Raw genomic sequence first — 25,011 nt, 5'->3', positions numbered from 1 at the left:
CATGAAAGAAACAGTCTGCATTGTGGGGCTGGGTTATGTGGGTTTGCCTTTGGCTGTGATAATGGCCGAAACGTACCAAACCGTTGGTTATGATTGTAATTTTGCTCGCATTGACGAATTACTTAACGGATATGATGCCACCGGCGAAACGAGCAAAGCACAATTAACTTCCGACCACTTACAATTTATTACCGACATTGATTGTGCAAAAGAGTGCACAGTCTATATTATTACTGTGCCGACGCCGGTAAAAGAAAATCAGCGCCCTGATTTATCGCCGTTACGGGTGGCCTGTCAGGCGGTAGGACAAGTTATCAGTAAAGGCGATTTGGTTATTATAGAATCAACGGTATACCCGGGGGTTACCGAAGAGATTTGTATGCCGCTGATCGCCAGTATTTCCGGATTGGAAATCAATAAGGATTTTCACTGTGGTTACTCACCCGAACGGGTTAACCCTGCTGACCATTCTCGTTCTATTCGGGACATAAAAAAAATAACCGCTGGTTCTTCTCCTGAGGCAGCAGAGCGCACTGACACTATTTATCGGGAGGTTATTACCGCTGGCACACACCGCGCGCCCTCCATTCAGGTAGCGGAAGCCGCCAAAGTTATAGAAAACACGCAACGCGATGTCAATATTGCATTAATGAATGAGCTAACTATGATTTGCCATTCGTTGCAAATTGACGCAACAGAAGTTTTTTCTGCTGCCGCTAGCAAATGGAATTTTTTAAATTTTGTTCCTGGTCTTGTTGGCGGTCACTGCATTGGTGTGGATCCTTATTATTTATGCCACAAAGCACAAATCAGCGGTTATCAACCCAATCTTGTGCTTGCCGCTCGACAAGTTAATGATGGAATGGGAAGGTACGTTGCCGAAAACACTTTGCGCTTAATAGGGCAGCGCGGTTTGCGACCAAAGTGTACCGAAGTCCTCATACTTGGCTTCACTTTTAAAGAAGACTGCCCAGACCCGCGCAACAGCCGCGTGAATGATATTCGCCAAATATTAATTGAATCCGGCTGCGATGTGCGCGTGTGTGATCCCATTGCAGATAAAAATAAAACGTTGGCTGAATATGGGTTTGCTCCAGATGATGATTGGCAAGTTGCATTGGCAAAAAAACCGGCGGTTATTATTTTTGCTGTGGCGCACCGCTGCTTTGCTGATATTGATGTGGCTACTGTGCGTGATGCGCTGGTTATTGATGTTAAAGGTATTGCACCACGTGCGGATTGGCGACTTTAAGCACTTGGTATAATTACAAGAAAAGGGAATATTATGGCTACATTTCAACCCACTCCACCTGCCCACGGAGCCCCCATTGAAGTTAAAAAAGACTTGACACTGGCGGTTCCCACTTGCCCGATTATCCCTTTCATTGAGGGTGACGGCATTGGTGTAGACATTACGCCAGTTATGCGCAAGGTCGTGGATACCGCTGTACAAAAATCTTATAACAACGAACGAGCAATCGCTTGGATGGAAATATTGGCTGGAGAAAAAGCTTTTCACAACAGTGGTGAATGGTTGCCAAAAGATACCTTGCGTATCATGAAAAATTATATTGTTTCTATTAAAGGTCCTCTTGCTACCCCCACCGGTGGTGGCATTCGCTCTCTTAACGTAGCTATTCGCCAGACCATGGATTTGTATGCCTGTGTGCGTCCGGTACGTTATTTCAAAGGTATTTATTCACCACTAAAAAATTCCGAACGGACTAACATGATTGTTTTTCGCGAAAATACCGAGGACATTTATGCAGGTATTGAGTGGGAGGCGCAAACGTCTGAAGTGCGGCGCGTGATTGGTTTTTTGCGGGATACTATGGAAGTTGAAAAAATTCGCTTTCCCGATACTACCGCTATTGGCATCAAGCCGGTTTCCAGCCAAGGCTCAAAACGGCTTATTCGCCGCGCCGTGCAATACGCCATAGACTATGACCGAAAATCAGTTACTTTAGTGCACAAAGGCAATATCATGAAATATACCGAAGGTGCGTTTATGCGCTGGGGATATGAATTGGTCAAAGAAGAATTTGGAGCTCAACCGTTGGATGGCGGTCCTTGGTGCGTTATCAAAAACCCAAAAAATGGTAACGAAATTATTATCAAGGATTGCATTGCTGATAACTTTTTACAACAAATCCTCATCAATCCGCAGCAGTTTGATGTTATTGCTACGCTCAATCTTAACGGCGATTATGTGTCGGATGCGCTAGCAGCGCAGGTTGGCGGTATTGGTATCGCGCCGGGCGCCAACATTTCTGATTATGCTGGCGTTTTTGAGGCGACACACGGTACGGCACCCAAACACGCTGGCCACAATCGCTCTAATCCGGGTTCTCTTATTTTGTCGGCAGATATGATGCTTCGTTATATTGGATGGGCGGAAGCTGCAAAATGTATTGTGCGCGGCACAGCGGGAGCTATTGCTGCCGGTAAAGTCACATATGACTTGGCTCGGCAAGTAGAAAAAAATATTACCATTCTGTCATCCAGCGATTTTGGTGAAGCCATTATTGACCATATGTAATTTTCGTGCGTTACGATTTTGTAATCGATGATTACTGGGGCAAAAAATCCGTTTGTAGATATTAACTGCTGATATTAATTATCACGTTTTTAATGCGCGTGTAATTAGCCAATGTTTCTAAACCGCGTTCGCGACCGATGCCGCTTTTTTTGACGCCGCCGAAAGGTGAAGCTATTTCGCCACTAAAATATTCGTTCACATACACTGTGCCCGCATCCAATTTTGATGCCAACCTCAGAGCTCGGCTAATATCTTGAGTAAAAATGCCGGCAGCTAAACCAAAATCGGTACTGTTAGCGATATGTAAAGCTTCATCTTCGTCACCAAAGTAGCTAACCGACAGTACTGGACCGAATATTTCGTGCTGGGAAATATCGGTTCCGACATCTACTTGGTCAAACACGGTGGGCTCCACAAAATAACCTTTTTCTAGTGTTGCCGGTCGTCCGCCGCCACAAGCCAGCACTGCGCTTTCCTTACCACGGCGAATGTAATCCATCACGCGACGATGCTGCTCATCTGAAATAAGTGGTCCCATGTCAACGTTTTCTGCCGGCATGCCAACATTAATGGCACGACTTTTTTCGACCACCAACTCTAGCACCGCATCATGAATGCGATCATTCAATAATAACCGCGAACCGGCATCGCAATATTGACCTGTATTAGAATAAATACCCTTACAAGCTTCGGTGGCGACTTTTTCTGGCTTCGCGTCGGCAAACGCTATTATGGGCGACTTGCCGCCTAGTTCTAACACTACTGGTTTGATATGTTCGGCAGCAGCACGCATGACTGCGGCACCAGTAGCAACTGATCCGGTGAAAGTAATGCCGTCAATACCAGGGTGTGATGACAGCATTGCTCCGGTAGTTTCACCGCGACCGTTAATGATGTTTACCACTCCCGGTGGCAAGCCAGCATCTATAAATATTTGCGCTAATTGTAATGCGCCATGTGGAGTTTGTTCCGCCGGCTTAACTACGGCTGTGCAACCTGCCGCCAGTGCTGGTGCCACACCGCGCGCCAACATATTGAGTGGTACATTCCACGGCAAAATATGGGCGGTTACTCCCAGTGGCTCACGCAGAGTAAAGTCTACGTAATTTTCTCCCAAGGGGATGCTGGTACCTTGTATTTTGTCGGCAACGCCCGCATAAAATTCAAAGTAACGTGCTGCTGAATGCACTGCACCGTGCGCTGCCGTTATTGGTTTGCCAGTTTCACGCATTTCCATATCGGCTAGCGCGTTAATGTTTTGCAAAATCAGAGCCGATATTTTTGCCAACACTCGCCCACGTTCCCACGGCGTCGTCTTACGCCAGACGCCATTAAGTGCCCGCCTTGCGGCAGCGACGGCGGCGTCCACTTCGGCCTGACCTGCACAGGCAACTTCGCCGATAATGCTTTCATCGGCGGGATTTATACTTGCCAGTGTGTCATTGGTATTAATCCACTGGTTGTCAATAAAAAGACGGTTTGGAGTCATGATATTATTGCGCTAAATTGAAAGAAAAATGAGTTGATTTTGTAATCATTGATTGTACCAAAATTGATATATCTAGCTTGAAAAATTAAAATAAAAAAATAGCGTTTTTGAACAGCCAATTTAATCAAAGACAATAAAAGTGCCATTATGAGATTATTGCTCTAATGACGTTTCCCAGTTACTATTTGTCTGCACGCATTATTCGGCGCTGTACCGCCCGCAACACGCCGCGCAACATGCGCGTTTCTGCGGCATCCGGTTCTGCACGCGTGATTAGCCGGCGCAGTCGCGCTAACAACAGACCGCCGTCGCCGCGTTTAGGCATGTTAACGTTATCCAACACTTCTTGACAATGCGTAAAAAACATTTCCATCTGCATTTGTGAGGGCATATCACGCTGGGGCGCACGTGGCGCCTTTGTCAACGCTTGACGTAATTCATACACTGCGATTTGTACTGCTTGCGATAAATTGAGCGAAAAATATTCACTACTGGTGGGGATTTCTACGGCATAACCAGCGCGTCCCATATCTTCATTAGTGAGCCCACTGCGTTCGCCACCAAACAACAGCGCTACTTCGCCATCAGCGGTAATGTTTGTTGCTGCCGTTTCAGCAGCAACGCGTGCGGTAATGAATGTGGGCGATAAATCGCGACGACGAGCACTGAACGCAAATACTTGTGTACACTCCGCCAACGCTTCGGGTAGGGTGTTACAAAATACGGCGCTAGATAAAATATCCGTCGCGCCCGCCGCTAAGGCATGTGAAGAAGCGTCAATTAGTGTTCGCGGCGATACCAAATACAGTTGATGTATGCCCATGGTTTTCATGGCTCGTGCCGTTGAGCCTATGTTACCCGGATGCGTGGTGTCTTTAAGCACCACCCGAACGCGGTCAAAAGCCTTACGCCCGGACACAGCATACCTCACATTCCGTATCGCGAGGCACTTGTACCTCGCGCCAGCACATGTCTCGTGCGTCCACCAGCAACAGACGTCCAGCCAATGAACTAGTGTGTGGTGCGGCAATGAGCTTTACGGTTTCCGTTGCTTGTAGGCAGCCTATAATGCCAGTTAGCGGTGCCAGAACTCCCATTAATGCACAGCGCGTTTCAACAGCTTCGTCGTTTTCGGAAAACAGGCAGTTGTAACAGGGTGATTGTGCATTGCGCGAATCAAAAACTGTCATTTGACCAGTGAAGCCAATAGCGGCACCAAACACTAGTGGCTTACTGTATTTTGTGCAGCAACGGTTGATAAGATGCCGTGTGGCGTAGTTGTCAGAGCAATCCAGCACCACATCGGCGGCGATAATGAGGTGAGCAGCATTTTTTTTATTTAATCGTTCGTTTACGATTTCTACATGGCAATGCGGATTAAGCGCGGTTAGCGACTTTTTTGCAGAATCAATTTTTGCCATGCCGATGTGCGGTGTAGTGTGTAATATCTGTCGCTGCAGATTGGTTAAATCCACGTCATCATCATCGCACAGGGTAAGGTTGACACCGGCAGCAGCCAGATATAGTGCTGCAGGAGAGCCTAGTCCGCCTGCGCCGATAATTAATGCTTGAGCGGATAGTAGCCGTTCTTGTCCTTCAATGCCGATATCATCCAGCAAGATGTGGCGACTATAGCGCTGTAAGAGTGTATCGTTCATGTTTCCGTATTATCGCTGACAACGTGGGCAATAATAGGTAGAGCGACCGTTTTGTTTGAATTGCCGCACAGTGCCACCGCAAGTACAGGGTTGTCCGCCGCGACCATACACTTGCCATTGTACTTGAAAATAACCGGATGCTTGTTCAACGTTGGTGAAGTTTCGGATAGTGGAGCCACCGGCATCAATCGCTTGGTGCAATATTATTTTAATGGAATCGGCAAGCCGTGATGAGCGTACATTACCAATGCGGTGAGCTGGTGTTTGTGGGTGAATGCTGGCTTTGTGTAGCGATTCACTAGCATAAATGTTGCCTACGCCGACAACGATGTGGCCATTCAAAAGTGCTGTTTTAATCGACGTTCGTTTATTTTTTAGCGCTTGTCGTAAGACAATACCATCAAATGTTGGTGATAGCGGTTCCGGTCCCAACAGGCACAGTAGCGGGTGAGTTTCTGGTGCACTGCTGCTCCATACTACGCAACCAAAACGGCGTGGATCATTGTAAATTAAAAAAACATCGCCGATTTTCCAACCGATGTGTTCATGCTTGCGTGTCGGTGGTTTTGGCGAAAAATATAGCGTGCCGCTCATACCCAAGTGTATGATTAATACGCTGCCTTCTAAATCAATTAGTAAATATTTTCCACGTCGTCGCACTTCACGTATTTGTTGTCCTCGGGTTTTTTGACGCAACTGTGGTGTGACCGGTAGCCGTAGTCGCCGCTCGCGTACGATAACGTCATCGATTGTCTGTCCAACAATAACCGGCGCAATGCCGCGTCGCACAATTTCTACTTCAGGCAGTTCGGGCACGAGAGGAAAAAATATTTTATAAAATGTGTCCGCCACCACGAACCGCAAATGTTATGCGTGGTAATCCGGCCAAGTCGTTGCAACAGCACACCCCGCAAAAGCCGGCACTGGCAAACAACATTCGCACTGCCGTTGCTTGCTGTGCTCCGTGTTCTACCATCAGCACACCGCCAGCGGTTAAGTGTTGTGGTGCGCCGACAATGACCTGACGTAACCCGTCTAATCCATCGTTGCCGCCGACTAGTGCCAGAATAGGTTCGTAGCGTAGTGTCGCTAGCACCTCATCATTTGCAGCAACGTAGGGCGGATTAGAAACGATTAAATCAAACCGTTCGTTACCCATTTGCGAAAACCAGTTGCCGTGATGAAATTGGGCATTGTTCACACCCAAGTGGTGGGCGTTTTTTTGTGCCAATGCTAGTGTGTCTTCGCTGGTGTCGGCAAGTAAGACGTGTATTTGTTTTTTAAGATGGGCGATGGATAATCCGATAGCGCCGCAGCCGGCACCCATGTCCAATACTCGCCCGGTATCTTCGGGTAGATGTAATAGTGCGGCTTCTGTCATTTCTTCGGTTTCAGGGCGCGGCACCAGCGCCGCTGGTGTGGTTATGAAATCCAGTCCCATAAATTCACAGTTACCGACAATATATGCTACCGGCTCGCCGGTTAATCGCCGTTGCACATTGTGTTCAAAAGCTTCGCGCACTGTCGCGGTGACTTCATTATTTTCTTTTCTGATCAGCGTAGCGTCATCGGCATCGTCAACAATATGGCGTAACAGCACTCGTGCTTCAATGAACGCGGTTTTCTCGCCGCACTGTGTTGCTAATTGCTGGGTACCGTTTGCCAACAGCGTGCCGATAGTTTCAATCATCACACATCTCACCATATTCAAAATCAGTTAGTGCATCTAATACCTCGTCAATCTCTCCTTCCATAATCGTTGGCAGTTTATATAGTGTCAGACCGATACGGTGGTCGGTTAGGCGCCCTTGTGGAAAATTGTAAGTTCGGATGCGGTCGGAGCGCTCGCCTTTGCCCACTAAGCTACGTCGTTCACTGGCTTCTTTTTCGTGCCGTTCACGGCGTTTTTGTTCGCCAATGCGTGCATGTAACACGCCCATCGCACGTTCACGATTTTTGTGTTGAGAGCGATCGTCTTGGCATTCCACCACTGTACCGGTAGGAAGGTGCGTAATGCGCACTGCGGAGTCAGTGGTATTAACGTGTTGACCGCCAGCGCCAGAAGAGCGAAATGTTTCAACGCGTAAGTCGCTTGAAACAATATTTAAGTTATCATCGGCGCCTGCCTCAGCCATGACTGCTACAGTTACCACTGAAGTGTGCACTCGCCCTTGAGATTCGGTTTCTGGCACTCGCTGAACGCGATGAGCGCCGGATTCGCGGCGCAATACCCCGTACGCACCGTGGCCAATGATACGGCTGATAATTTCTTTGCGCCCGCCCGCTTCTCCTGCAGTTTGGGAGACGATCTCCATCCGCCAACTGCGCGATTCGGCGTAACGGCTGTACATGCGAAATAAATCACCGGCAAACAGGCACGATTCGTTGCCGCCCACTGCCGCACGAATTTCCAAAAAACAATTACGTTCATCATTGTCATTGTCCGAGGTGAATAGCCGCCGTAATTCTTTTTCTAATATGTTGCGCTCAGTTGCCGTTTGCTCGCATTCTTCACGCGCAAGTTCTGCCAGCTCGGGGTCACTATTCATTTCCTGCAGTTCGTGTATTTTTTCTGTCGCTTCGCGCCAGCGACGGAATTTTTCTACTGGTGAAAGCAATTTGCCATATTCTTTGGATAGTGCTTGCCACTCCGTTCCTGGCTCTTCGGTCATCTGCCGCTCAATATCGCACAAGCGATGTTCATCAGTTTCTAGTTTTTTTTGTAGCCAGCTTGCTAACATGTTAATCGTCTGCCTTATCATCCACTTGTTGATTTAACAATATGGTGGGGTGATGTAAAATTTTGTTGGTAAGCCGCCGGGAAAAATCGTTAATTACCGTTTGTGGGTCTTCTCCACGCTGCAGGCGGGCAATGGCAGCTTGAGCTTCTCGTTCCCGTGCTGATTCAGCGCTTTCACGGACAGCACGCACTGCAGGTGCTTGTGTGCGCTGTTGTAACCAGTTACAAAAGTCAGTTACATGGCGGGTAATGATAGATTCTGCTGTTTTTGCGGCTTCCTCTCGTGCTACTTGCGAACGAGCAGCCTGTTCACCAAGTTGGTCCAGCGTGTACACAAAAGCGTCCGGCAGTTTATCAATTTCACTTTCCAAATCACGCGGTACTCCTAAATCAGCAAATATCATCGGTCGGTGACGACGTTTGAGTAGCGCTTGTTCCACCGCACCTTTGCCGATAATAGGCACTTGGCTGGCGGTTGCAGATACAACAATATCAAATTCGTTCAGTATTCCCGGCAGGCGAGAAATGGCAATCCCTTCACCGTTGGCAGTTTGTGCCACCATCGCCGCTTTTTCAGCATTTCGGCTGGCCACTGCCAGTCGGCGCACACCACGAGCAGCAAACATTTTCATGCCGGCACGACTCATGTCTCCGGTGCCGACAAAAAGTGCGGCAACGTCTGTCAGATTAGGAAAAATGCCGGCGGCAGCCTGTGCTACCAGCCCGCAATAGGAAAGTGGGCGGCGACCAATGTCGGTTTCTTGTCGTACGGCTTTTGCGGCGGAAAGTGCTTTTTCCAGCAGACGATTGATAATGACGCCGGAATCGCCATTTTTCCGTGCAATATCAGCGGCACGCTTGATTTGTCCGGTAATTTCCGGTTCGCCGATTATTTGCGATTCAATACCACTAGCCACGCAAAAGGCACGGCGCACGGCATCACGTGCACACAGTTGAAACAGCGCGCCACTGTGGTCGCCAGCAAGCCAGTGCGCTACTTGTGCTGGTTGGTCGGTGAGGCAGTATATTTCGGTACGATTACAGGTGGAGACAATGGCGGCTTCTTGTACATACTGTTTGGCACGCAGCTGGCGGAGCTTGTCAGCCACCGCTTCGGTGGAAATGCTGAGCATCTCACGCACTGCTTGTGATGCCATGCGATGGTCGGCGCCAATGGAAAATAATTGTGACACGTTCAATAAAAAATCTATTTGTAATCGTTAATTTTATCGCATTCAATTGACAAGCGATTGGGTAGCAACGGTATTGCGTTGCCATTAAGATAAATCTACTTTGTGTTTGGTCACAAGGTAATTAAAAAAATCAGACTTCAATAGCCGTTTTTGGAAAAGGACACACTCAACTTCAAAGTACACCACCTAGAACCTCAGCTGGTGTCCGATAGTTTAAGCACTTCCTAGGTCGATTATTAATTTTGTTTGCGACCTCCTTAACCATTTTATCAGTAATGTTCTCAAAGCTCATTTTCTTTGAAAAAAATATCCCAATCATCATCAACATCATCTACTTTAGTTTGGTTTGGACGATATAATTCTTATTTTAATTGTAGGTTATAAGTAGGGTCAGCAAAAATGAGATTTACTGATTTTTTTGGTGGGTTTTTTTAAATATCAGTACAACCACCGTTATAAATCCTATAGCCAGAACCAATGACATCATTGTTAGAAAACTTTAGTTTTTTATCCATTGAATAATTTTTTCATATTGTGTTGTTACCGATAGCCATATAACGTTTGAATAAACAGAACTTACGTTTACGCAAGTTTGCTTGATACACTTGCTATAACTATGCATTACATCACTATTTCGTTAATAGTTGACTTAGTGATGTAACTACTCGTTGTGGATCAACTCGCTCCAAATAATTTGCATTCACATATGAGAATGCAATTTTTCTATCAGACTCGACAATATAAGTAGCAGGGATAGGAAGCTCCCAATTATTATTTCCATTATGTTTTGTGAGGTCATTGTTTAGCTGTTTATAAACTTTTACCAATTCATCTGGCATTTTAAATACTAAGCCAAATTTTCTTGCAACTACGTTTCCTGCATCACTGAGCACTTCAAAATCAAGGACAAGTTTTTTAGTATGAGAAAGGGAGCTATCTGGTAACTCTGGAGAAATTGCTACAACTTGAGCACTATGCGACTGAATAACCTCTAAATTATTTTGGTAAGCTCTCAGCTCTAAATTACAATAAGGACACCAACTACCTCGATAAAATGTAATGATCAAGGGACCATTAATAAGCAGGTCGCCTATTTCAACCTGTTGGCCATGGACATTGGGTAAATGAAATGAAGGAATTTCATCACCTAGGCCAAACGCATTTTTTTCAATTCCTTCTCTTATAAGTTGTTGGGTAGCATTCTTCATTATGTCCACCTGAATTTTGTCTCGACTAGATTCAGACTGAATACGCTTAGCTTTTAGTTCTTCTTCTAAACTCATAGGAGACACCCATTTTTTTAGTTATAACAACTCAGTAGAAATGGCAATTTTCGCTGAGGTGCTTTGTATAAATATATTTGGCAAGTTATACACACCGTTTACAAAGAACTTAATCAGTTTAACATAAACTTAAATCTATCAAGAAGTTCAGAGTGGGTTACCCTTCAGCCACTCAATTACATTTTCAGCATTTTTATCGGGTGGAAATACAGGATAAAACACCTTAACAATATGTCTTTCCCGAAGTATTAGTGTTATGCGTTTATAGAAACTCGCCCCATTAACTTTCATTTCTAATATTGGAATATTTAACGCTTCCTTTAACTGGAGTTGACTATCACTAATAAGTGGAAACGGCAGGTGTAGTCTTGCCACTTCGCTTCGCAAATAAGATACATCTTGAGTTGCAAGCCCAAATACACTGGCGCCGAGGGTTGAAAGTTCAAGTTGATGGTCGCGGAAGGCACATCCTTGAGGAGAACAGCCTCGAGCCCCTGGAATGGCGTCCCAACCCTCTGGGTCAACACTATCGGCAGATGATCTGGGGTAGATATAAACTACAGTTGTTTTTGGTAATTTTGCCAAAACAATAGAACCCTCTGTTGTTTCAAACGAAAGTAAAGGAAAGCACATCCCTTCAAGATGGGCACATGCACCATCATCCTCTGGTACTGGTAAATTATCTGGAAGAACTTGTTTATTCATAATGATCTCTGATGCGTATTTTAGTAAGTAGCGTTACGTATCAAATGCGTAATGTTTTGAATTATTCAGCCAACGCATTGGCGGTCGACTGGAATGAATTGTTACGTGCTTTATATAATTGCTCCTTAATGGTTTTTGCTAAACAATAGGCTAAGTTACAAGGAACTGCGTTACCTATCATTTTATCAGTAATATTCTCAAAGCTCATTTTCTTTTATACCTTGGAAACTGTTTCCTTGCATTGGCTTTGAGTTGGGCAAACTCATTGATATAGTTACCAAGATGATTTTGGTTACTCCGAGCATTACAAAGAAATAGGTAATCGACTTGAGCTATTTGATATTACCTTTATTGACAATGGTGCTTATAATCTTGAGTGGGAGTTTATGCATCAAATGCTAGAGGAGGCAGTTCAAGCCACTATCGACCTTAAGGGTAAGGCAATGGTTCCGATACATTGGGGTATGTTCGATCTAGCCATACACAGTTGGTATGAGCCGATTCAAAGAGCCACAAAAAAAGCGGACAAGCGAGGCGTACACATTATTTCTCCCAAACTTGGTTAGCTCGTTACCACAAGAAAAGAACACAAGCGTGAAGCATGGTGGGAAACACTAATAAAAAATTTATGATACAGTGAATAATTATTATAATAGCTCGAATGAAAAGATTGCCGTCAGCGCCAAAATACATAGCAAGGCGTTTAAGCGGGACTCTCGAAAAAGCGTCGAGAGTCTCTTAACTTATACGTTAGATACGACCGCAAGGCGGTCGGTTCTAAGACATGGCGATAATAAATTAACTTGTTATCCGCCTGCGGTACTCTAACAAGCCAATCAACCTGATCTATTAGAGCTATAATAGAGTAAACTCTAAACAGGCGGGTTATCGCCACGCTGTTATGTGTAAAAAATTTAAACAGGAGTAAATTTTGGGCAATTACGATCTTAGCTTCATTAGCGATCAAGATTTGTACAATCACACTAAGGATACAGTGGAAAAGTACAGATTTCAGGTTGATTTAGCTAAGTTTAACAAAAATCTTATTGACCCGATAAAATTAACTTTTGATTCAAAAGTATACGACAGAGATATACAGAGCGTGATTGAGAGTGAAATTGTTAGACAGATGGACAAATCTAATACTAATCACATCGGCTACTTCCATCAAAATATTTTTAGCTATATTGGTGATGGTTGGAGTGTGCCAACAAATGGCTATGATATTGTCAATTTAGGTGAGCAGTATTATGTTGAAATGAAAAATAAGCATAATACTATGAACTCATCATCTTCTCAGAAAACCTATATGAGGATGCAAGCTACGCTTTTAAATAATCCTAATGCAAAATGTATGCTTGTCGAAGTTATTGCTAGAAACAGTCAGAATATTATTTGGAATGTTAGCTTAGATGGAAATCCTATTTCAACTGAAAACATTAGACGAGTTTCAATTGATAAATTTTATGAACTTGTAACAGGTAGAAAAACCGCATTTAAAGAACTTTGCGAACAGTTGCCAAAAGTTATTGAGGATATTGTTAATGATATAGAACTAGATGATAAATCTAATACTGTATTGACAGAATTAAAGCAAATATCGCCCAATTTACTTAAAAGTCTCTACTTATTATCCTTTGAAAAATATGAAGGGTTCAGTAATTTTAATGTCTAAAGAAATGATTTCAGAGTCATTGTTAGCAGACATCATGTCTGTATCTAAGAGAACAGTTGAAAGTTGGAAAAAAAATGGAAAAGTAAAATCACTAAAAGATGGATGCTATTCCTTATCTGATTTAGATTATTTCCCACAGGTAAAAGCAATGATCGAGTCTAGTTGGAATAAAGAACAAGCAATAAAGCCAATTAAAAAATATAACTCAATTGAATTATTTGCTGGAGCAGGTGGATTGGCAATCGGTTTGGAAAAAGCAGGATTTAATTCTGTTGCATTGAATGAAATAGATAAAGATGCTTGCGCAACATTAAGAAAAAATCGCCCTGACTGGAATGTTATTGAAGGTAATGTAAGTAATATAGATTTTACTGTATATAAAAATATTGATTTTTTATCAGGCGGGTTTCCATGCCAAGCATTCTCTTATGCAGGAAAGAAGTTAGGTTTTGAGGATACAAGAGGAACTTTGTTTTTTGAATTTGTAAGAGCAATTAAAGAAATAAAACCTAAAGTGTTTTTAGGTGAAAATGTAAGAGGGCTATTAACTCACGACAATGGAAAAACATTAGAAGCAATTAAGTCTGTTATTCAGGAAATTGGCTATACACTAATTCAACCAAAAGTTTTAAAGGCTATTTTCTACCGAGTTCCACAAAAGAGAGAGAGATTATTCCTCGTTTGTATTCGCAATGATTTAGTTAAATATAGCAATTTTGAATGGCCGGAACCATTTGGTAAAATTTTAACCGTAAAGGATGCTCTATTAAAAGGAAACTTATACGATTCAGATTGTCCAAAATCTCAAGGACAAGTTTACCCTGAAAGGAAAAAGAAAATCTTGGCTATGGTTCCTCCTGGCGGTTGTTGGGTAGATCTTCCTGATGAGATACAGCGGGAATATATGCAGAAAAGTTATTTTATGGGTGGAGGCAAAACAGGGATGGCGAGAAGGCTATCTTACGATAGCCCTAGTTTAACTTTAACGTGTGCACCGGCTCAAAAACAAACTGAAAGATGCCATCCTGAGGATACGAGACCTTTGAATATTAGAGAGTATGCGAGAATTCAAACATTTCCTGATAAGTGGAAGTTTGTGGGTTCAATCAGCAGTCAATATAAACAAATTGGTAATGCCGTTCCTGTAAATTTAGCCCAAGCTATCGGTAGGAAATTAATAGCTTTGCTGAATAATATTGAAAATCAAATTATTTGAACCCGAGGGTGAATGTGCAACAAAAGCACATAACAAATCACTCTAGCGGATGGTAAACTACCGCTGAATTTAGTTATTATGTAGCAAATTATAAATCAGACTTTAATATTTACTTTTTTCGCATTATTCTTAGTAGCAATAACTGGATGTTCTGATATTGATGGTAAAAAATCAAATACTAATGTTTGCTCAAATGATTGGTATGATCTTGTAGAAAAACAAATATTTACTGATGATAATCGTGGTCATGGGTCTGATGTTGGTTCGACAGAATGGCGTTCAGTTGTGGAGTTCAAACTTGGCATTAGAGATAATAAGCAAATTCCTCCTCTTGAGTCCGAACAGTGGTGTAATTACATAAACAATAATTATGTCAAAATAACCACACAATAAGTCAATTAAGCGGATAGCTAAAGCCATCTTTATTGAGGCTGAGGAGAGGGTAAACGGTACAGGTTAAGCATTTTCTGTCTCCATTAAGTTTAAATTACGAAAACAAATTTTCGGTTGCTTATAAAGTTTTGAAAACTGAAAAGGAGTAAACAATGGAAACACAAATAATTATGCAAGGTGTCCTTATATTGGGATTGATTTTTGTAATTTGCAATATTCCTTATATTGCTGAAAAAATAGATTTTTTGACAAAGAAAAAACATTTTGACTCATAAAGCACCCAATGAATCGTTCAAGCGAATACTTGCCTCCGTCAGGTTTTGGTATTCATTAGTTTAACTACGTAAGCATGCTAGTTTTTCTTGGTTGTGCGGTCTTATTTTCTAGTACTGCAAGAAAAATATATATAAAACCCAAGATAGCATTTGAAAGTATTTTCGCCTTATTGTAAGCGATGCAAACCAAGCGTTTTGCGACTGACTTAACAAACTTGTTATGCGTTGTTAATAATTAATTTTAATATTGATTACTTAATCTAATAATTTTATCGGATACTGTTAATGAATCAACATTATTAACGAGCCACCACGTTACAACACCAAATATTTCAGCTACAGCATTTTTTTAACAGAGCCCTTTTCAATTTTCATATTTAATCCATGTACGATAACACCCACGACAGTCATCAACCGAAGGCTGACCAGGTTGCTTATGTTGATTATGGTACCTTAACCTCATTATGCTAATACCTCTGAAACTCGTTCACGAAGTTTCGGTAGCAACGCTGTCTCAAACCACGGATTATTCTTTAACCAACGATTATTTCTTGGGCTAGGGTGTGGCAGGGGAACCACCTTCGGCCAATACTGGCGCCATGAACTAACCAGTTCGGTTACGGAAGAATTGGCGTTACCAAAATGATAAGCCTGTGCGTATTGTCCAAGCACTAATGTAATTTCCAGTTTATGCAGACGTTCCAAAAGTAGCTTGCGCCAAGTGAGCTCACATTCTGGTCTTGGCGGAAGGTCTCCTGATTTTCCTGAACCAGGAAAACAAAAACCCATAGGTAAAATTGCAATTTGTTGCGGATCATAAAAAACCTCACGACTTACCCCCAACCATTCGCGTAAGCGTTTTCCGCTAGCGTCATCAAATGGTATACCAGATTCGTGCACTTTTTTTCCTGGTGCTTGTCCAGCTATTAAGATCTTCGCCATTGGGTTAAACTGCAAAACAGGCCTAGGTCCTAGAGGCAGGTGTTCATTACAAATTTTACAAGCACCAACTTCACGTAGTAATGACGAATAAGACTTCACAATACGTCGATTTTCAATATTAACCCATAATGCCTAAAGTAAGCGTGCGGTAATGCGTCTCCTTGCCTTTTCTTGTTATATTTTTGGTAACTGTTCCATTCACCCAATAGAACAACTCGTAAGTAAAAATGTTCAAGATACATCAAAATTGATTTCTGCCATTTTTTCAGTAGCATCCCATAATTGCTTTCGACAATCTTTATCGTGCACTTGTTTGGCGATTTTTGCTGGAGCAGGATACCCGCGCATTTCAAACCAACCATCAGGACCGATATAGGAACCGCTAACGGAAGACAGTTCAGTAGCACAATATAGCGAAGGCAGTGCCCCTTGGCTTGCTTCCATATACATAAAGTCTAGCACTCGTGACATTAGATTATGCCTCTGTAAATCAGTTTTTGTGCCACCTGGATGTGCTGATGAAGACTTCATCGAAATCCCTGCTTCCCGTAAACGTTCGTCTAATTCTATTGCAAACATTAAACAAGCAATTTTACTTTGTCCATACTCTCTCCAAGAGTTGTAGTTACTGATATCGGAGAAGCTATTTAATTCAATCTTTCCCCAACGATGTGCAAGGCTACTGAGTGTAATCACTCGTGGATCATTTCCTTGTTTTAAAAGATCAAATAACCCTGCAGTCAATGCAAAATGACCAAGATAATTTACGCCAATCTGTAACTCAAAACCGTCTACCGTCTTTGAGGCTGGTGGCGTCATCACACCTGCATTATTGATAAGCAAATCAAGCGTGTTGTACTGCGTTTTGAATGATTGCGTAAATTTAATTACAGATTCAAGACTCGATAAATCGAGCAACGCCAACTCAACCGAACCTTGGGGCTTATCATATTTAATTTTATCCAGAGCTTGCTTCCCTCGTTCTTCGCTACGACATGCCAATATCACATGAGCTCCTTTATTTGCAAGTGCTCTAGCCGTTTCCAGGCCTAAGCCAGAATTTGCTCCAGTTACAATTGCAGTCCGTCCTGATTGAGAAGGTATATTTGATGTTGTCCATTTTTTCATAATATTCTCCATTTTTTGTTATGCCGAAAAATTAAAAATTACTTCACTCGGCTATAAAGCGAAATATAACAGGGCACACTCAACTTCAAAGTGCACCACCTAGAGTTTCAGCTGGTGTCCGATAGTTTAAGCACTTCCTAGGTCGATTATTAATTTTGTTTGCGACCTCCTTAACCATTTTATCAGTAATATTCTCAAAGCTCATTTTCTTTGGAAAATATCTTCTCACAAGTCCGTTTACTTGTTCATTGCTTTCTCGTTGCCACGATGAATACGAATCAGCAAAATAAATGGTTAATCCTGTATTATTTTCAATATATTTAAACTGCACAAACTTTTTTCCATTATCAAGCGTTAAGGTTTTTACTAACTTTGATGGAATACTTACAAACAATTTAATTACTTTATTTGTTAATTCTTGAGTTGTTTTGTCACACAGTTTTGCTGAGATTAAATATCTGCTTTTATACTCAACAAAAGTTGCAATATAGCCACTGCTTCTACTACCAAAAATGATATCTCCTTCCCAGTGCCCATATCTTGTTTTGTTGCGGATTGTTGTTGATCTGTCGTGAATGCTTCTTCTGTTAGGTAATACCTATTGATGAGCCGTAACGTAGTTGCCACCGTTGATTGCATCTTGATAAATCCACTGATAAATACATTCTGCACTAATGCGCATTTGCTTGTCTTCAGGATGGCCTATCTTGATTCTATTCTTTCAATTAGGGTAAGATGCTTATAGGGTATAGTTTTCTCCTGTTAAGTTAAAGTATTAGTGTGCTTTTATACTGACGGATTTTACTATGTCCTATTTTTTATTTAGGGTGCGCACTTTGAAGTTGAATGTGCCAAGATAAAAATTGAAATTTTATTTCCGTCGCTGACTAATCTAAAGGTTATTAAATGGATTTTGATAGGTTGCCAAGATAGGCAGAAAAATGAAGTTAATGCACTGTTAAAAAATTCTCTTGAATTACTGGTTAAGTGTTTTTTATTTTAGCGGTAACTTCGATTTCAAGTTTCATTCTATCATCAAGTAATTGAGCAACAAACATAGTTGCTGCTGGGCAAGCAATGCCTAAGTATTTCTTAAATACCGGCCAACAAGGTTCAAAATCTAATTTGTTTGGAAATATATAATGAACACGTACTACATCATCTAAACTAGATCCTGCCTTTATGAGTACATATCCAATGTTTTTAAAACATTGATTAGCTTGTTTAATTACACTATCTGAAATGGTCATGGTTTTATAATCAAAACCGGTAGTGCCTGAAACAAACACATAATTACCATCAACAACGGCCCTAGAGTAACCAATTTTTTTTTCGTAATCAGAACTGCCAGAAATTAATTTGTGAGATGTCATTGATTTTTTATAAATAATTAATGCTTGAATGCGGACGAGGTGATAATTGTTGGCTAGAGCAATTTGTTAGGAAGGACTGAATAAAAAGTAACTTCGCCTGAAGCTATGTTATGAATACCTCCAACAAGACGTATTTGATTATTCTCTATCATTTCTTTTAATATTGGGCTTCTTTGCGTAATGCTTTTCATGGCACATTGTACATTGATAAGCGTTACTTTTTTAACAAAATCTTCGTTTCCGGAGTTGCGGTTTTCTGTCACTGTTTTTTCGTCATCTATTGCTGGACGTATTTTAGAAAGTAATGTTGTTAGATTCCCCATTTCAAGATGGTCACAAGCACCTTTAATAGCACCGCAATTGCTGTGACCTAAAATAGTAATAATTTTAGCGCCGGCTATTTTACAGGCAAATTCCATGCTACCTAAAATATCTTCATTAATAATATTTCCAGCTATGCGCACACTAAATATATCACCAAGACCTTGGTCAAAAATAATTTCAGCTGAAGTTCTCGAGTCAATACAACTTAATATTATTGCAAATGGGTACTGATATTCTGAGGTTTCATTAGCCTGTTGTAATAGATTACGATTTGCTTTCAAATTATTTATAAAACGGTTGTTGCCTTCCTTTAATAAATTTAGAGCTTTTTCTGGGGTAATAGATTTTTGCATGTTTTCTGTTAAGGTTTTCATGTTTTATTTATGATATTGAAATTTATAGTCATAAAATATTGCCGCCGTTCACAATAACTGACCTTCCTGCCATAAAATCGATCGTTTAGTGATTGGTTGAAATTTTTTGTTTTGGTTAATGATGATTAATGCCAAATTAACTAGAGTAGTTAATTGCCGTGACTATACAATAATGTGCAGCGTAGATATAAAAACTGTAAATGAGAGATGGAGGGGTAAACCGAATTGAATGGATTATTTTTATTCATTGTTTTGTTCGCTATAATAAATATAATTATTTTTTGTTGTCTTATGAAGTGCAAGACTCGGTATTTGGGTATGAAGCGTACCCGTCAAATCATAGTGGTTAAGAATGCTGCCGGCATCATTTATTTGTATAGCTGAATATGAAAGAGAGTCGATCGGTGAAACCCAAAAGTTTCCATCGGCTCCTTTCATTATGGTTCCTGAGATAACCTCGATTCCTACATGGTCCTTCGGAACAATACGGACTGTAGGTGAACCAGTAATAAGATCTTTTTCTAGTTCATTCTTAACTGTTTCCAGCTTGACGTCTTTCACTTCAAGTTTTGTAGAAGCAATAACTTTTTCATAGTATTCTCCTTCGATACTAGCACTATACTGCCGCTCTAACATGATTTTAGTCATTTTTCTATAAATTTCTGCGACCTGTTCTCTAGTCTTTTCAAACATATATATATTTTTGAAAGGGAGTGTATAACTCAGTATAAACTCTACATTACGTTCTTCAATTGTAGATTCTTCATATTTATCAATATACATAATGTCCAACTTATCAAGACGTAAGCTAGATCTTCCGCCAATGGCAATGACTCGCATATTTTCTAGTATATGATTGCTTCCTTCTGGTGCTCCGCCGCTAATTGTGCGGGCTTTGTTTGTTGTAAATTCAGCAAAATCAATTCCTACACTTGAACGTATATTAACTTTATTGATATGTTCATCAGGCGCTAATATTATCTCTCCCCTATCAACACCACCGCTACCGTGTTTATCTTTATTTATACCTATTTGATTAACACAAGTGCTAGTGTGAAGGCTTATTTTTTTAATCAATCGCTTTTCAAAAATTTCACCATCATTTCCTCCCCATGAGACTGTTTTGATGCTTGAAGCCATCATCTTATTTCTCCTGAGTTTGTTTAACAATGCTACTAATCATATCATATTTATTTTTATATGCAACTACTTTTTTGTTAAGAGCAGGACAAGCGAGTAATCGTTTTGTGTAAGTCACAATCGGATTATTTTTATCCGATTGTGACTTTTCGCATAATTATTTTTCGGAGTGGTAGGTATCGTTTATCGGAATTAATTTATGTGAAAGCGATTGCGCAAGACCAAAAAAAATAAAAGTGTTGCGCCGGTAATCATCGCTACATCAATTAAGAAATAAGAAATAATATTGTGCCACAATCCGAAGTAGTATCGTTGAGGCCGGAGTAGGAGTCTTTATGTAAGGTGGTGTAGAAAACAAAGCCTCTGCCGGAAGCATTAAATTGATAATTAAGCTGCTTCTTTGGGGCCTTTTTTATTTTCCGTTTTGGATTCTTTTTTATCAGGTTTTTTGGTAGTTGTTTTTCCGTCGTCAACGGCATTCGCCTTGTCAGTCTTTTTTTCTTTCTCCGTTTTATTATCTGCTTTGTCGTTGTTGCGAAAATCAGTCGCATACCAACCACTGCCTTTTAGTTGAAAAGAAGACGCAGAGATGAGGCGAGAAAATGAGCGTTTGCCGCAAGATGGACATTTTTTGACACGCGGCGCATTGATGGAATCCATATCGGAATCTTGATGTCCACATTGCTTGCACTGATATTCGTAAATGGGCATGGCTACTATTTTTGTGAAATTTATCCTTTCAATACCGTATTATCGGAGTCATAAGGACTTTCTTTAACTATAACGGCAGGATGTCTTTCGCCTAGCACGTCCATTTCAAAAGCTTCGCCGACACGCGCTAGAGATGGCGGCACCATTGCCAACGCGAACGTTTTTTGTAGCCGTGGTCCAAAGTTGCCGCTGGTTGCACGTCCCACTGTTTTACCATCTTTGAAAATGGCATTGTTGCCGAGAGGGTCAGCGTCTTTAATGTTGCCTATCTCCATGGTTACGCTCTGCCATTTAAAACCGCGCTCGCGCCACTGCAAAAGTTCGTCGCGCCCAATAAAATCTCCCTTATCAGGAAAAACAAAACGCTGCAATCCACTTTCCCAAGCAGCATATTCAGTGGACAATTCCTGTCCCACTAGTTTGTAGGATTTTTCTATGCGCAACATGTCCATGGCGCGAATGCCGAAAGGTTTTAATCCTAAATCGGCACCGGCTGCCATAAGCGCATCAAAGATATGATTTTGATATTCTATTGGGTGGTGCAATTCCCATCCTAATTCGCCGACGAAATTCACTCGCACCGCCAATGCTGGTGCTACCCCCACATCCACCCACCGTCCCGACAACCAAGGAAAGGAGGTGGTTGAAAAATCTTCGTGTGGCGAGACGCGTTGCATAATTTCGCGCGACTGCGGTCCAGCCAGCACCAATACGCCTCGTTGATTGGTCAACTGCTCAAATACAACTGAACCGTCGGCGGGGAGGTGTTTGTTAATCCAATCGTGGTCTAGCCGCTGCCAAGCTCCGGCGGATACTAGATAATATGATTCATCACTTTCTTTATAAATGGTAAATTCGGAATGTACTCCGCCACGACTGTTAAGTGCATGACATAAAGCAATGCGACCGTCTTTTTTTGGTAGCTTGTTGGCTACCAAATTGTCCAAAAAGGCGCGTGCTCCAGCTCCCTTAATGCGACATTTAGCAAAGGCGGTCATGTCCAAAAGACCGGCATTGGCGGCGACATTTTTTGCTTCGTTGACAACGTGTGGAAACCACTTGGAACGTCGGAATGACCAATCATCTTTGGCTTCTACGTTTTCAGGAGCAAACCAGTTAGCGCGTTCCCAGCCAAATTTTTGACCAAAAACGGCACCCATTGCCTTCAAACGGTCATAACATGGTGCGGTGCGTAATGGTCGAGCAGCCTCTCGCTCCTCATCGGGATAATGTACAGTGTACATGTTGGCATAGGTTTCTTCATTCTTTTTGATGAGATAGGTTTTGGTAGCATAGTCGCCAAAACGTCGTGGTTCAACGCCTAGCATGTCAACGGTAGGTTCGCCGTCTACAATCCATTCTGCCAACTGCCAGCCGGCGCCGCCGCCGGCAGTAATACCAAAACTGTGACCTTCATTAATCCAAAAATTGGGTAAGTTCCACGCCGGGCCAACAATAGGATTACCGTCTGGTGTGTAGCAAATGGCGCCATTAAATACTTGCTTCACTCCACCTTTTTCAAAGCACGGTACTCGGCGAATTGCTGACTCAATGTGCGGCATCAGTCGTTCTAAATCTTCTTGAAATAGCTCTCGCTCAGCGTCAGGTGCGGGACCGTTAAGATAGCATGCTGGCGCACCAAATTCGTAAGGACCGAGAATTAGTCCGCCGCGCTCTTCGCGCATATACCAAGAGCCATCGGGCTCGCGCAACACGCCCATTTCAGGTAATCCCTGGCTGCGGCGTTCCATCAATTCTGGTATCTCGTCTGTTACGATGTACTGGTGCTGCACCGGAATAACGGGAATATCTAATCCCACCATGGCGCCGGTCTGGCGTACATAATTACCGGTGGCGCTCACAATGTGTTCGCAACAAATCTCTCCCTTGTCGGTAACTACTGCCCACTGTCCATTACGTCTTTGAATGTCGGTAACTGTAGTGCGATTGTATATCTCGGCACCGTGATTGCGTGCGCCCTTAGCCAATGCAAAAGTTAGCTCCGCTGGTTGAATATAACCGTCTTCGGGATGCCGAATGGCGCCGATGAGTCCGTCGGTCACACACAGTGGCCAAATATCTTTTACTTGCTGGGGTGTGAGAAATTCTACTGCCACGCCAATGGTGGCAGCGACAGCGGCATACTGCCGGTATTCGTCCATACGTTCTTCTGTCAAGGCCATGCGAATATTGCTTACCTGCGCCAAGCCGCTTTTGAGACCAGTTTCGGCTTCCAATCCACTATATAAATTAAGGGAATATTTGTGCAACTGTCCCACCGAATATGACATGTTAAATAAAGGTAACAAACCGGCGGCATGCCAAGTGGAACCAGACGTTAACTCGTGCCGTTCCAGCAACACCGAATCCGCGCCCCAGCCTTTGTGTGCCAAATGATATAAGGTTGATACGCCGGCTACGCCGCCGCCAATGACTACTACTTTTGCTTGTTTTTTCATATGGTTCCTCAGGATGTTACTCTCATTTTTTGTATTCAGAAGAGATAAAAAAACGGAAAAATCTACCGTATTTTTTACTTTCTCACAACGGCGAATTATCTCATTTATCGGACTAAAAAAGGTGCGCTAAAGAAAAATATCGCGAGCAAAACGAGTACGGCTGCGGTTAATATTTTACGACGCATATCTAGAGTGTTTTTTAAATTAGGGAAATGATATATGTTTTTTTAGGAAAAAAGTATTGATGTTTTCGGTTGATTTTCTTTCTTTGGAAAAAATACATTTTGCGCCTGCCGACTTATTTTTGCATATTCAATGTGGATAGTGCCTGCTGATGCAAGTCGATTGTAGCGCTCGCCAACACTTCGGTTCGGTGAGTTGAAGATAATTGCAATGTTTCTCCTTGCCAATCGCTAATCACGCCACCGGCGGCGCGTACAATAGGCACCAGTGGCAGATAATCATGACACGCCATTTTATAATCCACTGCTATATCGGCATAACCAGATGCCACGCAACCATAAGCCGAAGCGTCACCACCTAACCGCATTTGCCCCGCACTCCGGCACAGTCGTTTTGCCGCAGCTTCGCATGCGTTATCAGCCACTCCCAACGTGGTAGTAACTAAGGAAGATTCGCTTAATTTGTGGCAGGTAGAAGTTACGCAAGGCTTGCCGTTTAGCGTTACCGATTGTTTGTCGGACACGTCGCATGCGAGCCAACATTCATTTTCTGCGGGCATGTCAATTAGCCCGATTTGTGCTATGCCATCACGCACAAAGGCAATTAATGTGCAGTACTGGCGGCTGCCAGTAATAAAACTCCGCGTGCCGTCAATTGGGTCTAGCACCCACACGTCGCTGCAATTGGCCGAATCATCGCCATATTCTTCGCCGACAACACCATGTGTCGGATAGGTATCGGCAATGAGTGTCCGCATAGCGGCTTCACAATCGCGATCAGCGATTGTGACCGGTGAATCGTCGGCTTTGGTATTGCTGTGTATACCGGAGCGAAAATGAGGCAAGGTGATTTCACGCGCGTGCGTTGACAACTGTTGCGCAAAATTCATCAATTGTTCAATCTCACTCATGTCGCAAATTATACTCGCCGCTCACGGCGGTAATGGGCGTAGAAGCGGTTTGATTTACTGCCACGCGGCTAATTTTTGTTCTCGTGTCATGCGGGCGTTAGCTGGGCTAGTAGGCGGCAGTGGAAAAATTTCTAACGGAATTGATTCATCAAGTTGTGGCTGAATATAGCGCGTAAAACATAGCCGTGCCTTGCCGCCGTTGAGTGCTATCGCCTAAATGGTCGGACAACGCCGTAGTAGTCCGACAATGTCATTGACTCGCTCGCTATTGGCGACAATGGCCGAATCTAGACTTCCGGAA

The 25,011-nt window shown here is 42.5% G+C and carries 23 protein-coding genes and 2 pseudogenes; 7 read left to right on the top strand and 18 right to left on the bottom strand.

The window, feature by feature from the left end; translation table 11 throughout:
• Position 1 precedes the first annotated feature (1 nt).
• The gene (locus tag NQX30_04030; GenBank protein ID MDM5147537.1) at positions 2 to 1,252 is read left to right on the top strand and encodes a nucleotide sugar dehydrogenase; all 1,251 of its coding nucleotides are present in this window, start codon (positions 2 to 4) and stop codon (positions 1,250 to 1,252) included.
• 33 nt (positions 1,253 to 1,285) lie between these two features.
• Positions 1,286 to 2,539: an NADP-dependent isocitrate dehydrogenase gene (gene icd / locus NQX30_04025; GenBank protein ID MDM5147536.1), complete on the top strand. Its 1,254-nt coding sequence runs from the start codon at positions 1,286 to 1,288 to the stop codon at positions 2,537 to 2,539.
• 61 nt (positions 2,540 to 2,600) lie between these two features.
• Here icd and NQX30_04020 read toward each other — a convergent pair whose 3' ends face one another.
• The 9 genes from NQX30_04020 to NQX30_03980 form a co-directional block, all read right to left on the bottom strand.
• The gene (locus tag NQX30_04020; protein MDM5147535.1) at positions 2,601 to 4,028 is read right to left on the bottom strand and encodes an aldehyde dehydrogenase family protein; all 1,428 of its coding nucleotides are present in this window, start codon (positions 4,026 to 4,028) and stop codon (positions 2,601 to 2,603) included.
• Between the two features lie 181 nt (positions 4,029 to 4,209).
• A complete protein-coding gene (locus NQX30_04015; GenBank protein MDM5147534.1) occupies positions 4,210 to 4,947 on the bottom strand; it encodes an RNA methyltransferase in 738 nt (245 codons plus the stop codon).
• Positions 4,934 to 5,686, bottom strand: coding sequence for a HesA/MoeB/ThiF family protein (locus tag NQX30_04010; GenBank protein MDM5147533.1), 753 nt, complete (start codon positions 5,684 to 5,686; stop codon positions 4,934 to 4,936). Before NQX30_04010 ends, NQX30_04015 begins: the two co-directional genes overlap by 14 nt.
• Positions 5,687 to 5,695: 9 nt before the next feature.
• Complete coding sequence (gene mutM / locus NQX30_04005; GenBank protein ID MDM5147532.1) at positions 5,696 to 6,502, bottom strand: bifunctional DNA-formamidopyrimidine glycosylase/DNA-(apurinic or apyrimidinic site) lyase; 807 nt, start codon at positions 6,500 to 6,502, stop codon at positions 5,696 to 5,698.
• Positions 6,503 to 6,518: 16 nt separating this feature from the next.
• Positions 6,519 to 7,376, bottom strand: a complete 858-nt coding sequence (gene prmC, locus NQX30_04000; GenBank protein ID MDM5147531.1) for a peptide chain release factor N(5)-glutamine methyltransferase — start codon at positions 7,374 to 7,376, stop codon at positions 6,519 to 6,521.
• On the bottom strand, positions 7,369 to 8,427 hold the full coding sequence (gene prfA / locus NQX30_03995; GenBank protein MDM5147530.1) for a peptide chain release factor 1: 1,059 nt from the start codon (positions 8,425 to 8,427) through the stop codon (positions 7,369 to 7,371). The genes prmC and prfA overlap by 8 nt, the downstream gene beginning before the upstream one ends.
• A gap of 1 nt (position 8,428) precedes the next feature.
• Positions 8,429 to 9,619 carry a glutamyl-tRNA reductase gene (hemA, locus tag NQX30_03990; protein MDM5147529.1) on the bottom strand — a complete coding sequence of 397 codons (1,191 nt, stop codon included), beginning with the start codon at positions 9,617 to 9,619 and terminating at the stop codon, positions 8,429 to 8,431.
• Between the two features lie 629 nt (positions 9,620 to 10,248).
• A complete protein-coding gene (locus NQX30_03985; GenBank protein ID MDM5147528.1) occupies positions 10,249 to 10,902 on the bottom strand; it encodes an AhpC/TSA family protein in 654 nt (217 codons plus the stop codon).
• A gap of 147 nt (positions 10,903 to 11,049) precedes the next feature.
• A complete protein-coding gene (locus NQX30_03980; GenBank protein MDM5147527.1) occupies positions 11,050 to 11,607 on the bottom strand; it encodes a peroxiredoxin in 558 nt (185 codons plus the stop codon).
• Positions 11,608 to 11,903: 296 nt separating this feature from the next.
• Here NQX30_03980 and NQX30_03975 point away from each other — a divergent pair.
• The 4 genes and pseudogenes from NQX30_03975 to NQX30_03960 all read left to right on the top strand — a co-directional run bounded on the left by NQX30_03975 (position 11,904) and on the right by NQX30_03960 (position 15,166).
• Positions 11,904 to 12,173 (top strand): annotated as a pseudogene (locus NQX30_03975) (MBL fold metallo-hydrolase).
• A 365-nt stretch (positions 12,174 to 12,538) separates the two neighbouring features.
• Positions 12,539 to 13,282, top strand: coding sequence for an Eco47II family restriction endonuclease (locus tag NQX30_03970; GenBank protein MDM5147526.1), 744 nt, complete (start codon positions 12,539 to 12,541; stop codon positions 13,280 to 13,282).
• Complete coding sequence (locus tag NQX30_03965; protein MDM5147525.1) at positions 13,275 to 14,498, top strand: DNA cytosine methyltransferase; 1,224 nt, start codon at positions 13,275 to 13,277, stop codon at positions 14,496 to 14,498. Before NQX30_03970 ends, NQX30_03965 begins: the two co-directional genes overlap by 8 nt.
• Positions 14,499 to 15,043: 545 nt before the next feature.
• Positions 15,044 to 15,166: a hypothetical protein gene (locus tag NQX30_03960; protein MDM5147524.1), complete on the top strand. Its 123-nt coding sequence runs from the start codon at positions 15,044 to 15,046 to the stop codon at positions 15,164 to 15,166.
• Between the two features lie 462 nt (positions 15,167 to 15,628).
• On the opposite strand, the gene NQX30_03955 is transcribed toward NQX30_03960, so the two are convergent.
• The 9 genes and pseudogenes from NQX30_03955 to NQX30_03915 all read right to left on the bottom strand — a co-directional run bounded on the left by NQX30_03955 (position 15,629) and on the right by NQX30_03915 (position 24,710).
• Positions 15,629 to 16,207, bottom strand: a complete 579-nt coding sequence (locus NQX30_03955; GenBank protein ID MDM5147523.1) for a uracil-DNA glycosylase family protein — start codon at positions 16,205 to 16,207, stop codon at positions 15,629 to 15,631.
• A gap of 132 nt (positions 16,208 to 16,339) precedes the next feature.
• The gene (locus tag NQX30_03950) at positions 16,340 to 17,236 is read right to left on the bottom strand and encodes an oxidoreductase (protein ID MDM5147522.1); all 897 of its coding nucleotides are present in this window, start codon (positions 17,234 to 17,236) and stop codon (positions 16,340 to 16,342) included.
• 85 nt (positions 17,237 to 17,321) lie between these two features.
• Positions 17,322 to 17,816 (bottom strand): annotated as a pseudogene (locus NQX30_03945) (IS30 family transposase).
• A gap of 403 nt (positions 17,817 to 18,219) precedes the next feature.
• Entirely contained in the window at positions 18,220 to 18,609 is a 390-nt protein-coding gene (locus NQX30_03940; GenBank protein MDM5147521.1) for a RidA family protein, read from the bottom strand.
• 53 nt (positions 18,610 to 18,662) lie between these two features.
• The gene (locus NQX30_03935) at positions 18,663 to 19,307 is read right to left on the bottom strand and encodes a carbonic anhydrase family protein (protein MDM5147520.1); all 645 of its coding nucleotides are present in this window, start codon (positions 19,305 to 19,307) and stop codon (positions 18,663 to 18,665) included.
• A gap of 240 nt (positions 19,308 to 19,547) precedes the next feature.
• Complete coding sequence (locus NQX30_03930; protein ID MDM5147519.1) at positions 19,548 to 20,450, bottom strand: hypothetical protein; 903 nt, start codon at positions 20,448 to 20,450, stop codon at positions 19,548 to 19,550.
• Between the two features lie 384 nt (positions 20,451 to 20,834).
• On the bottom strand, positions 20,835 to 21,158 hold the full coding sequence (locus tag NQX30_03925) for a zinc ribbon domain-containing protein (protein MDM5147518.1): 324 nt from the start codon (positions 21,156 to 21,158) through the stop codon (positions 20,835 to 20,837).
• 20 nt (positions 21,159 to 21,178) lie between these two features.
• Positions 21,179 to 23,617, bottom strand: coding sequence for an FAD-dependent oxidoreductase (locus NQX30_03920; protein MDM5147517.1), 2,439 nt, complete (start codon positions 23,615 to 23,617; stop codon positions 21,179 to 21,181).
• Between the two features lie 298 nt (positions 23,618 to 23,915).
• The gene (locus tag NQX30_03915) at positions 23,916 to 24,710 is read right to left on the bottom strand and encodes a histidinol phosphate phosphatase (protein MDM5147516.1); all 795 of its coding nucleotides are present in this window, start codon (positions 24,708 to 24,710) and stop codon (positions 23,916 to 23,918) included.
• On the opposite strand from NQX30_03915, the gene NQX30_03910 reads away from it, so the two are divergent.
• Positions 24,709 to 24,873 carry a hypothetical protein gene (locus tag NQX30_03910; protein MDM5147515.1) on the top strand — a complete coding sequence of 55 codons (165 nt, stop codon included), beginning with the start codon at positions 24,709 to 24,711 and terminating at the stop codon, positions 24,871 to 24,873. The genes NQX30_03915 and NQX30_03910 overlap by 2 nt on opposite strands.
• The last annotated feature ends 138 nt before the right edge of the window (positions 24,874 to 25,011 follow it).

The organism is Candidatus Persebacteraceae bacterium Df01 (genome assembly GCA_030386295.1).
Lineage (GTDB): Bacteria > Pseudomonadota > Gammaproteobacteria > Tethybacterales > Persebacteraceae > Doriopsillibacter > Doriopsillibacter californiensis.
This window is presented reverse-complemented; position numbering and strand designations above follow the sequence as displayed.

What these genes read in the sequence shown, in the direction of transcription:
- NQX30_04030 (MDM5147537.1), top strand. Translation starts at nt 2, where the DNA reads ATGAAAGAAACAGTCTGCATTGTGGGGCTGGGTTATGTGGGTTTGCCT.
- icd (MDM5147536.1), top strand. Translation starts at nt 1,286, where the DNA reads ATGGCTACATTTCAACCCACTCCACCTGCCCACGGAGCCCCCATTGAA.
- NQX30_04020 (MDM5147535.1), bottom strand. Translation starts at nt 4,028, where the DNA reads ATGACTCCAAACCGTCTTTTTATTGACAACCAGTGGATTAATACCAAT.
- NQX30_04010 (MDM5147533.1), bottom strand. Translation starts at nt 5,686, where the DNA reads ATGAACGATACACTCTTACAGCGCTATAGTCGCCACATCTTGCTGGAT.
- prmC (MDM5147531.1), bottom strand. Translation starts at nt 7,376, where the DNA reads ATGATTGAAACTATCGGCACGCTGTTGGCAAACGGTACCCAGCAATTA.
- prfA (MDM5147530.1), bottom strand. Translation starts at nt 8,427, where the DNA reads ATGTTAGCAAGCTGGCTACAAAAAAAACTAGAAACTGATGAACATCGC.
- NQX30_03985 (MDM5147528.1), bottom strand. Translation starts at nt 10,902, where the DNA reads ATGAGTTTAGAAGAAGAACTAAAAGCTAAGCGTATTCAGTCTGAATCT.
- NQX30_03980 (MDM5147527.1), bottom strand. Translation starts at nt 11,607, where the DNA reads ATGAATAAACAAGTTCTTCCAGATAATTTACCAGTACCAGAGGATGAT.
- NQX30_03965 (MDM5147525.1), top strand. Translation starts at nt 13,275, where the DNA reads ATGTCTAAAGAAATGATTTCAGAGTCATTGTTAGCAGACATCATGTCT.
- NQX30_03960 (MDM5147524.1), top strand. Translation starts at nt 15,044, where the DNA reads ATGGAAACACAAATAATTATGCAAGGTGTCCTTATATTGGGATTGATT.
- NQX30_03950 (MDM5147522.1), bottom strand. Translation starts at nt 17,236, where the DNA reads ATGAAAAAATGGACAACATCAAATATACCTTCTCAATCAGGACGGACT.
- NQX30_03940 (MDM5147521.1), bottom strand. Translation starts at nt 18,609, where the DNA reads ATGACATCTCACAAATTAATTTCTGGCAGTTCTGATTACGAAAAAAAA.
- NQX30_03935 (MDM5147520.1), bottom strand. Translation starts at nt 19,307, where the DNA reads ATGAAAACCTTAACAGAAAACATGCAAAAATCTATTACCCCAGAAAAA.
- NQX30_03930 (MDM5147519.1), bottom strand. Translation starts at nt 20,450, where the DNA reads ATGATGGCTTCAAGCATCAAAACAGTCTCATGGGGAGGAAATGATGGT.
- NQX30_03925 (MDM5147518.1), bottom strand. Translation starts at nt 21,158, where the DNA reads ATGCCCATTTACGAATATCAGTGCAAGCAATGTGGACATCAAGATTCC.
- NQX30_03920 (MDM5147517.1), bottom strand. Translation starts at nt 23,617, where the DNA reads ATGAAAAAACAAGCAAAAGTAGTAGTCATTGGCGGCGGCGTAGCCGGC.
- NQX30_03910 (MDM5147515.1), top strand. Translation starts at nt 24,709, where the DNA reads ATGTCGCAAATTATACTCGCCGCTCACGGCGGTAATGGGCGTAGAAGC.
- NQX30_03915 (MDM5147516.1), bottom strand. Translation starts at nt 24,710, where the DNA reads ATGAGTGAGATTGAACAATTGATGAATTTTGCGCAACAGTTGTCAACG.